This is a genomic window from Rhodococcus sp. IEGM 1372, assembly GCF_030056835.1.
Lineage (GTDB): Bacteria > Actinomycetota > Actinomycetes > Mycobacteriales > Mycobacteriaceae > Rhodococcoides.
Genome location: NZ_JASHKS010000072.1, coordinates 1 through 9,214, shown reverse-complemented (window position 1 = coordinate 9,214; position 9,214 = coordinate 1). Strand labels below are relative to the sequence as shown.

Annotated in this window: 10 protein-coding genes and 2 pseudogenes; 6 read left to right on the top strand and 6 right to left on the bottom strand. The window is 59.7% G+C overall.

The window, feature by feature from the left end:
- Nucleotides 1-333: 333 nt before the first annotated feature.
- The gene (locus QM590_RS26030; protein ID WP_411741392.1) at nucleotides 334-651 is read left to right on the top strand and encodes a transposase; all 318 of its coding nucleotides are present in this window, start codon (nucleotides 334-336) and stop codon (nucleotides 649-651) included.
- Entirely contained in the window at nucleotides 648-905 is a 258-nt protein-coding gene (locus tag QM590_RS25410; protein ID WP_332112710.1) for a site-specific integrase, read from the top strand. The genes QM590_RS26030 and QM590_RS25410 overlap by 4 nt, the downstream gene beginning before the upstream one ends.
- On the opposite strand, the gene QM590_RS25405 is transcribed toward QM590_RS25410, so the two are convergent.
- From QM590_RS25405 to QM590_RS25385, 5 genes are all read right to left on the bottom strand, one after another.
- Nucleotides 902-1,816: an alpha/beta fold hydrolase gene (locus QM590_RS25405; protein ID WP_269596844.1), complete on the bottom strand. Its 915-nt coding sequence runs from the start codon at nucleotides 1,814-1,816 to the stop codon at nucleotides 902-904. The genes QM590_RS25410 and QM590_RS25405 overlap by 4 nt on opposite strands.
- Nucleotides 1,806-2,876 (bottom strand): ferredoxin--NADP reductase, encoded by a 1,071-nt coding sequence (locus QM590_RS25400; RefSeq protein ID WP_269596843.1) that lies wholly within the window; start codon nucleotides 2,874-2,876, stop codon nucleotides 1,806-1,808. The genes QM590_RS25405 and QM590_RS25400 overlap by 11 nt, the downstream gene beginning before the upstream one ends.
- Nucleotides 2,873-3,742, bottom strand: a complete 870-nt coding sequence (locus QM590_RS25395) for an SDR family NAD(P)-dependent oxidoreductase (protein WP_269596842.1) — start codon at nucleotides 3,740-3,742, stop codon at nucleotides 2,873-2,875. The genes QM590_RS25400 and QM590_RS25395 overlap by 4 nt, the downstream gene beginning before the upstream one ends.
- 46 nt (nucleotides 3,743-3,788) lie before the next feature.
- The gene (locus tag QM590_RS25390; protein WP_269596841.1) at nucleotides 3,789-5,309 is read right to left on the bottom strand and encodes a flavin-containing monooxygenase; all 1,521 of its coding nucleotides are present in this window, start codon (nucleotides 5,307-5,309) and stop codon (nucleotides 3,789-3,791) included.
- A 180-nt stretch (nucleotides 5,310-5,489) separates the two neighbouring features.
- Nucleotides 5,490-6,458 carry an AurF N-oxygenase family protein gene (locus QM590_RS25385; RefSeq protein ID WP_269596840.1) on the bottom strand — a complete coding sequence of 323 codons (969 nt, stop codon included), beginning with the start codon at nucleotides 6,456-6,458 and terminating at the stop codon, nucleotides 5,490-5,492.
- A gap of 131 nt (nucleotides 6,459-6,589) precedes the next feature.
- Between QM590_RS25385 and QM590_RS25380 the strand changes: the two genes are divergently transcribed.
- Together QM590_RS25380 and QM590_RS25375 are read left to right on the top strand one after the other, a co-directional pair.
- The gene (locus tag QM590_RS25380) at nucleotides 6,590-6,904 is read left to right on the top strand and encodes a DUF4873 domain-containing protein (RefSeq protein WP_269596839.1); all 315 of its coding nucleotides are present in this window, start codon (nucleotides 6,590-6,592) and stop codon (nucleotides 6,902-6,904) included.
- A 257-nt stretch (nucleotides 6,905-7,161) separates the two neighbouring features.
- Nucleotides 7,162-7,497, top strand: a complete 336-nt coding sequence (locus tag QM590_RS25375; protein ID WP_317814135.1) for a PaaI family thioesterase — start codon at nucleotides 7,162-7,164, stop codon at nucleotides 7,495-7,497.
- Between the two features lie 78 nt (nucleotides 7,498-7,575).
- Here QM590_RS25375 and QM590_RS25370 read toward each other — a convergent pair.
- Nucleotides 7,576-7,838 (bottom strand): annotated as a pseudogene (locus tag QM590_RS25370) (IS1380 family transposase); the annotation flags it as partial.
- A 337-nt stretch (nucleotides 7,839-8,175) separates the two neighbouring features.
- Between QM590_RS25370 and QM590_RS25365 the strand changes: the two are divergent.
- On the top strand, nucleotides 8,176-8,943 hold the full coding sequence (locus tag QM590_RS25365; protein WP_269596837.1) for a TetR/AcrR family transcriptional regulator: 768 nt from the start codon (nucleotides 8,176-8,178) through the stop codon (nucleotides 8,941-8,943).
- Between the two features lie 17 nt (nucleotides 8,944-8,960).
- Nucleotides 8,961-9,169: pseudogene (locus QM590_RS25360) on the top strand (transposase); the annotation flags it as partial.
- Between the last annotated feature and the right edge of the window lie 45 nt (nucleotides 9,170-9,214).

Genomic DNA, 9,214 nt, shown 5'->3' with positions numbered 1-9,214 from the left:
ACACGGGTGGGGAATTTCAGTGAGCGTCAGTGGGGAATTTCGATGAGCGCCGTCACCGCCGGTCTGTGTCACGCAAGACCCCATTCCCGAGAGACTCATAGCACCCTTCCGGACAAGAATCCGTCCGGCGTGCCACCACCTCAGTTCCTGGCGTGATCGACAAAAGCGTCGTCGCGAACGTCAGTGACGGCTACGTTCGGTGGAGTCATAAACTTGTGAATTCGGGTCAAAGGGATCATCGTGAAGCTGAGCGACGAGGGTGTGCTGAGGTTCCCCCCCGGATGGTGGACACCGAGATAGCGGGATCGATGGTTCCGCTGGAAGGATGTCCTCATGTCCCGCAAACGCAGGTCGTTCACGACCGAGTACAAGGTCGAGGCCGCCCACAGGGTGACCGATTCCGGCCGCACCATCGCCGAGGTCGCCCGCGAATGGGTATCAACGAAGCCCCTCCTCGGTCGGTGGGTCGCCGACGAACGCCGGCGAATCGAAGCCGCCGCAGCATCCGGCGATCAACCGCTCACCGCCGCCGAGCGCACCGAACTCGCCAGGTTGCGCAAGCAGGTATCCGAGCAAGATGGTTCACCGATCCGAATCACACCACCCCATGGGACACTATCAAGGCGTGCCGGTAGTAGTACTCGTGCTTGAACGTCGGCCACAATCTTTCGGCACTGGCGTTGTGCCAGCATATTGATCTGCCGCGAGGTCATTTTGGTCAAGAGCACCTCGCCGACCGCGCCTACTCACCTCGCACCGTGCGCGCTTACGGGTATGACTTGTTGGCATTCTGCCGCTTGCTCGACGTCGAGGAGACCGATCTCGACGATTTATCAGTGGAGACCGTTCTGAAATTCAGAACCCTGTATCGGGGACCGAGGGCGGGATCTCACCAGCACAGTTAATCCCTGGTCGCGGTGTCCAACCGGGTAAGCGCTGCGTTGAATGCGTCCGGCTCCTCCATGTTGATCATGTGTCCGATCAACGGCAGAGTCACCATCTCGTGCAATCTGCCATGTTGCCGCAGCCGTTCTGCCAGTTCTAGAGAATGAACTTCAGGTGTCAACTTGTCGGCAGTGCCGACAAGCACTGTCGTCGGCACTTCTAATAGGTCAATCCCTGCGCTCACGTCGATGGTGGCTAGGACCTTGCCCCACCCCCCCCTTACAGTCGGCGGGCACCGCAACACGATGTCGGAACACTCGGCAACCACATCGACCGGAGCGAGGGCACCCATCGTGCCGTACTTCACAAGTCGACGGGTGAGCCGCGTGTTGGCCATCTCCGGCCCCGCCAACGCAAGACTCAAGGCGAACACGCGCTTGAGTGAGGCGGAGAATCGCCGTGGCGACCTGATAAGGATTGACTTGCTGACCACTTCGGATGGACCCGTGCTGGCCAAAACGGCGGCGCGGGAAAGGGCGGCCACCGAGTCGGGGTGTCCCGCCGCCCAGCCCATGATGGACATACCGCCCATGCTGTGCCCGACGACCATCGCCTTGCGAGGTAAGGTGACAACGGCGCGCAGAACCGCCTCCAAATCGTCGGCGAGGACCGAGGACGACAACGGCGCTTGCCCCCGATCGCTCCAACCATGCCCACGCTGGTCGTACACCACCACACGGTGGGTCTTGGCGAAGTAGTCGATTTGTGGCCGCCAGAATCGGCCTTGGCATGCCCACCCGTGGCTGAACACCAGCAGAGGCGCGTCATCGTCGAGTCCGAACTCTTCGACGAACAGCCTCGTCCCGTCGCCGGAGATTACCTCCCTGGTTCGTCGAGAAACATCGACCCCTGCTGCTGTGTCAGAGATCATCGAAACTCATGGTCACGGCGTCGGTGCGCGGTAGCGCTTGGCAGGAAAGGCGTTCGCCGTCCTCGATATCTTCATCGACCAGGATGTTGTTCCGTACCATGTCGACCTCACCTTCGATCAGCTTGCACACACAGGCACTGCACGCTCCCTCGCGGCACGAGTAAGGAGCGTTGTATCCCTGCGACAACAGCACATCGAGTAGCGGCGTGTTACGCGGCCACTGCGTTGTTATGCACTCGCCGTTTAAGTAGACCGTCGCCGTAGCCACTCCCTCAGCGTCGCTGAGTCGCCGCAGTGTGGCGTTGTCGAACGGGTCACCTGAGAGAGACTGGAACACCTCTCGATGTACAACCGAATGAGCCACTCCACACGCGGTGGCAGACCTTTCCACCAGGTCCATGAAGAGGGCGGGGCCGCAGGTAAAGATCTCCGACCCCTTGTGGCCACGAATGCGCTTCTCTACAGCTTCGGACGTTGGGATCCCTTTCTCGGACTCGAGCCAGTCGACCAACGTGAACCGCTCGGGGAACTCGGAGCTGATCTGCTGGAGCTGCCGCGCGTACATGATCGAATCGGCGTCACGGTTCGCGTAGAACAGCACGACTTCCCCTCCGCCCGATACCAGTGCCGACTTTACCAGCGACAGGACCGGCGTGATGCCACTGCCGCCGGCGAAGAACAGCATGTCGACGTCCATGTTCTTCGCGGTGAACTGCCCCGACGGGGGGAGTACCGTGACCTCCATACCAACGGAAACGTTGTCACACAACCAATTCGACGCATACCCACCGTCAGTACGCTTGACCCCGATCTCGAGACGGAAATCATCGACGTGAGGCGAACTGCTCAGCGAATAGCATCGTGCGACATGACCGGTCTGATCGGACGGGATCTTGAGAGTGATGAATTGCCCGGGTAGGTGTTTGAAATCGTCGACGATCTCGTCCGGCACCTCGAAGGCGACAGTCACGGAGTCCTTGGTCTCTTGCACGACCTCCGACACTGTAAGAGTCCGCGATCGCGCGGTTGTCTTGGGGCGCGCCTCCTGCTCGACGCTCATTTGAGGATCCCCCGCTTGCGCGCCAACGCGTAGCCCATACGCGTCATCGGCGCAGCCACGTCCTGGTAGCGAGGACCTATAACGCGTGCGACGAAGTCGAATCCCCGTGCGTCTGCGCCGATCAGGACGCGGGGCTTCTTCTTGTCCACGCCCTTGAGGATAGCGGACGCTGCCTTGTCGGGGGTCGTTCGTGCGATCTTGTCGAACACCGAGGCGATGGTGCTCGTATCCGCTCCCATGGCGGATACGCCCCTGGCGTGGTTGACGATGTTGGTCTTCACGCCACCGGGGTGAACGCACGTCACGGTGACCGGGTACCGGCTGATCTTCATCTCCTGGCGAAGTGCTTCGGTGAAACCACGGACACCGAACTTCGATGCGTTGTATGCGCTTTGACTGGGGATACCGACCAACCCGAAGACGCTGGAGGTGTTAATCAGATTGCCATCACCCGAGGAAATCAGGTGCGGAAGGAATGCTTTCGACCCGTTGACGACACCACCGAAGTTGATACCCATCAACCAATCGAAATCGTCCCAGGACATATCAACGACGTCGGCACCGAGTGCGACGCCCGCGTTGTTGAACACCATGTTGATCTGTCTGAAGGAGGACTGGATGCCATCCGCGTAGTCCTGGACCGCCGAGCGATCCGCAACGTCCAGCACGGAGGTCTCAACCGTCGCCCCATGCACCGTACGGCAGATGTCGGCCGTTTCCTTGAGGTGCATCTCGTCGATGTCGGACAATGCAAGGCTGGCACCGCGTCCTGCTAGCTGGAGGGCAAGTGATCTGCCGATCCCGGAGGCGGCCCCGGTGACGACCGCGACTTTCGTCGCGTAGTCGCGCGATATCGCACTACTCACTGTTGTGTACTCGCTTCGCTTCGTCGATGTGTTCAGTAGGGGTCTGTCAGGCGATTTCATAGTCAGCGGGCTCGAAGTCCTTGGTGGCGCGCCAGTACTGCCATGTAAACCCTGGCCAAACCGTGCGGTTGACACCGTGCGAGTCGAGGTACCAACTGGTGCATCCACCCTTGGTCCATACGCCCTTGGCGAGTTTTCGCTGAATGTCTTTGTTGAAATGTTCTTGAATCTCGGGCCGCACGTCGATACGCTGCGCACCGCGACTCGCCACAGCGTCAATGGCCTTCATGATGTACTTGATCTGTTGTTCGATCATGAACACGACCGAATTGTGTCCCAGGCCGGTGTTGGGTCCGAGCAGGAAAAACAGGTTGGGGAAGCCCTCGGTTGCGATGCCGAGATGGGTGTTGATGCCCGTCTGGTGCCAGTGCGTCGGCAGGTCATCGCCCCGCGCGCCCTTGAGCTTGAGCTGATCGAACCCGTCGGTGACATGGAATCCGGTGGCATAAATGATCACGTCCGCGGGATGTGATACGCCGTCGGACGTGACGATCGAGTCTGCGGTGACCTTGTCGATCCGGTCGGTGACCACCGTCGTGTTCGGCGCGGCGAGCGTGGGATAGTAGTCGTTCGACCCCAGGATTCGCTTGCAACCGATGCGGTAGGACGGCACCAGCTTATTTCGGAGCGCTGGATCGCTGATGGAACGCTCGATGTTCCATTTCGCAACCTTCTCGATTGGACGCATCAGATTGGAATGGCCGTTGAGACCCACAGCCAGGCTCTCGGCGCCCCAATACGCGGACCACCGCGCAAGGCGTCGAGTAACCGGGACCTTACTGAGCAGCGTGCGGACAGCGTGCGGTACCGCGAAATTTTTGCGTGGCAGCACCCAGGCCGGGGTCCGCTGGAACACCGTGAGCGTGTCGGCTTTCTTCTGCACGAAGGGCAAGAACTGGATCGCGCTGGCGCCGGTGCCGATGACCGCCACCCGCTTTCCCTCGAGGTTCACAGAGTGGTCCCACTCTGCCGAATGGAACGCCTGGCCAGCGAAGTTCTCAATCCCTGGGATGTCGGGAAAATTTGGGATGTGCAGGGCACCTACGCCGGACACGAGGTACTGCGCGATGTACTCGCGACCTGACTCGGTAAAAAGATGCCACCGCGATTCCGACTCGCTCCAGTAACCCGAGACCAGCTTTTGTCCGAAATGGATCTTTTGCGTGACGCCTCGCTTGTCGGAGATGTCCTTCAAGTACTGCTCTATCTCGGGCTGCGGCGACCAAACCTTCGACCAGCTACCGCGGCTCTCGAACGAGTAGGAATACATGAGGGACGGGACGTCGCATGCGCAGCCCGGATAGGTGTTGTCGCGCCACGTGCCGCCCACGGAGTCGGCTTTCTCCAAGACTATGAAATCGCTGTTACCTCGGCGGCGAAGCTGTACGGCCATGCCAAGTCCGGAGAAGCCGCTGCCAATAATTAGGATCTTCGTGGTAATCGGCGCGGCGGCACCCGGTCCCGACGACGTGGCGGCGCGTGGAGAGCGCTTGGTGGAAGACGTCATTGTGTATCGATACTCCTGATGATGGTTGCTGAGGCGCGGTCAATTCGCCCCGTTCGTTGGGTCGTCGACATCGACGCGCTACGGCTGCGGTGCAAGCAGACGAATCTGCCCGGAGCCCCGTGGGACGACGCGAGCGCGCGGAATTGGTCGGTTGGGGGGCCGTGCGATGCGACCGACCCGTCACCGAAGATCGTCGGGAAGGCTACGCGTGGCGCGCCACATCGCCATCGTGAACTTGCCTTCCATCATCCCGGCCTCATGGAAGAAGCGGATCATCGGCTCGGACATGAACTGCAGGTTGACGCCGTAGTTCGGGCTGGTCTGCTGCGCCCAAATGCCACGCACCCGGTTGATGCCGACAGCGGGGTAAACCCTCGGGTTAATCAGCAAAGGGTACGCAAGGTTGGCGATGACCGCGAGCGTGCCGCGATGCCACGCTCGGGAGATGCGGCCACGACGCTGCATTCCCTCGACCATCTCCAAGCGGGCAAAAGTGATGTGGCGCGCTTCCTCGAGCACATGGATCTTCATGAGCTGCCGCAGGTGAGGCTGCATTTCAGGATCATTCATACCCTCACGCTGCGCCCGGTCGAGAATTTCTTCGATCAGAAGGGTCGCGCCGGACACGGACGGGCCAAGGGGGACAAAGTGCAGGATCTTGGCGAAACTGAGGAAACCCTTGGGCAATTTGTATGGCGCGACGCCCGTTTTGTTGATCAGACGGGCGAACATCGTCGAGTGGCGTGACTCATCGCCAATCTCCGTAAGAGCGAAGAGGGACCGCTGATCGGTGAGTGCGCCTTTTGCCGCCATCCGCAGGAGGGCGGAACTCAGAAGGTTTTCGGCGTAGATGCCGAAACTGAGGATGCTTACGATCTCATGCCGACCAAGTTCGAATTTCTGTTCATCGCTCATCTTGTCCCACAACTTCGAGCCGTAAAGCGACACGCGGTGTTCAGGCAAGAAGCGCTTTCCGTCCTCCCATGGGGAATCCCAATCGATATCGATGTCGGCGTCGTAAAACTTCTCGGCCGACGAACGCAACAGCCGACCGGCCGATCGCTGCATGTCTACCGGCTTGCGCCCGTTGACACGCGAAAGTCCCTCGGTCGAGATGTCGGACTTGGTTTCGACATCCTGAATCGTCATCAAAAAACCTCCGTGTAGTTCGGGCCGGGCTTGAGTTTCGAATGAGAGGCTGTTACTCAAGGTATCGGATACTGCTAGTATTATCAGCGACCGACCAGTTGTCAACGATTGATGAAGAAAGTTGGGTACCAGTGTCCGATCAGCACGATCTTGACTACTGTGGGCAGGCCACCCTGGTGTGCCGAGGCAGAGAGATTCCTGTAGGGGTGACAATCAAGGGCTATTTTCAGCCCCTCAACGGCCTGTACACCTGGTACGGCCGAATCAGCAAGAATGCCGAACTCGCAGCGCTACTGGAGGGCAAGCGTACGATTGCGGTCTTTACGACGCCCGAAGGGCGCGCCGAATGCGTTGTGGGTGACGTCGATTTCTGGGGTCGCTACCGCGTGTCCGGCAAGAGTCGACCTCCCTATCACGTCCCCACCACCCTTGAGGAAGTGGAGTGATGGCCGATTACGAAACATCACAGCTGCAGATCAATCGGCCCGGTAGGAGCGTCGTGACAGATCAGTCGAGCTCGATTGCAGGTGTTTCAGACTCGTCCCCCGTTCATGCCGACCCGGTGTTGGCGGGTTGGACGGCAGGTATGACTGCAAGTCTGCCCGAAGGTACGAAGTTGCCACCGCACTCGGTTCGTTGCCTGGGCTGTGGTCCGGACAATCCGCACGGACATCATCTTGATGTACACCGCGATGGCGAACGCGTGGTCACAGTGCATACCTTCGACGAACGTCACGTAGGAGCACCCGGTATCGCACACGGTGGCGCTGTCGCCACCGTGTTCGACGACCTGTTCGGCTTCCTCCTCTTCATCGTCGGCGAGCTGGCCGTCACCCGGTCGTTGCAGGTCGATTACCTTGCACCCGTGCGGCTCGACACTGCGTACTCGGTCACCGCGAACCTCGACCGACGTGAAGGCCGTCGGCTGTACGTCACCGCGCAGCTGCACGCGCAGGGTGGGCGCGACATCGCCACGGCGACAGCCGTGTTCGTGACGGTTCCAGTCGAACACTTCACGCGGGCATCCGAGCCGCACTGATCGCGGTGGCAAGCAGCGCCCCGATCTGCGACGACTCTCCCCTGATCCTGGTCCACAACACACCGGGATCAGACGCCGTACGGCACGCCTCACGCCGTGCCGCAGCATCGCCATGTCGGCGATGGAATCCGCTCCGACGACCAATCCTGGACCAGGGATCGATCTTTCGGCCGGCGTTGGCACCGGCGTCGGTCGGTGGTGACATCAGGTGCTGATCAGCGAGGGTGAGCAGGCCCGACCTGTGCGGCAGTGCCATGACCGGGACCAATCCCGGCGACGGACATGAGGTTGGGGTCGTTGAAGCGTGCGACGGCGACAGGTCGGGTGTGAGATAGTTGCATCTGCGAGATGCACTTCGTGTGTGATTAAAATTCGCTCTGTGAGAGAAGTCTAATTCTTCACCACGACAGGGAATTTCGTGTGTACAACTCGCGCTGAGTTCTCACCTGATCGGTGTGCATCCAGGGTTCTATATTGCGTTGGTGGAGAGGACAATTGGTCTTTGCAAGACCGAAGCCGTCCGTGACCCCCGTTCAAGCATTGACCGCTTGACCAGCGTCGGCGATGTCGGCCGCTCACCGCGACAGGGGTGCACTGGTATGTTGCCAGTCGTCTCAGTGCACCGACTCGTCCGTTGCCCGCTACTCTGCATCAGATCTGCGTGATAGTCTTCGGACTGTGGAGTTACCATCAGTCTTCGGGTCCGTTCCGCAGTCGATTCAGCGGCGGGTCGCGGACGCCAGAACTACGCGTTGGGATTCGCACCGGGTGGAGGCACGGGCTAGGATTGTAGACGCAGCAATTCGAGCCATCGAGCGTCACGGTGTCGCTGCGAGCATGGAAGATATCGCGACTGAAGCTAACGCCTCGAAGCCGAAACTGTACCGACATTTTAAAGATCGGGCAGACTTGCATGGCGCAATCGCTCACAAATTCGGTTCGTTGATCTGGGCTTCTGCCGAGCGGACAGTACTGCAAGCGAAGACGTCAACGCCCATCATTGTCTTTTTGCGCGAAGCGATAGAAGAGTACGTCGTTTTAGTCGACAAATACCCGTCAGTTTTTACTTTTTTGATTCAGAACCAGTTGTTTCAGTTCTCTGGGTCCGGTAGAGGTGGTGCGGCAGAAGAATTGCGAACCATTTCTATGATCATAGCGGAGCAATTCGAGCGACGCTTAGAGGACCTTAAGATGGATACCTCGACGGTTCAGCTGGCCGTAAGCTCGATCTTGGGTTCTGGACTTTCGGCCACGGGGTGGTGGCTTGAACAAGGCCGCGAGGAGGGTGTCGCCCGAGCAATAATTGTGGATCACTTGGTCGAGACAACATGGGCAATAATTGCCGGTTCGGCTGAGCTTGTGGGGGTATCGATCGATCGGCGGCGCGTTTTCGAGGATCCCGACTTCATGATTCGTTGCGTTGATCTATCCGATTACCGAAGGTGACCCTCAGGCGCAGTAGGACGCTGCACCGTAGGCGGGCGGACATCCTCGCCTACTTCACGCACCGAGCGCCGAACTGGCCGACCGAAGCCATGAATGGAAGGCTCGCAGCGCTGCGCCGAAAGCCCTCGGCTTCCGAAACCTCACCCACAACAGAATCCGATCACTGCTGCACTGCGGCAACCATACCCGAGCGCTCGATGAAACTAAACCGGCTCGTCGATCTTGACCGGGCAATTCTGGTCGTGAGCTCGTTCGGCGCGTCTACCAGCTG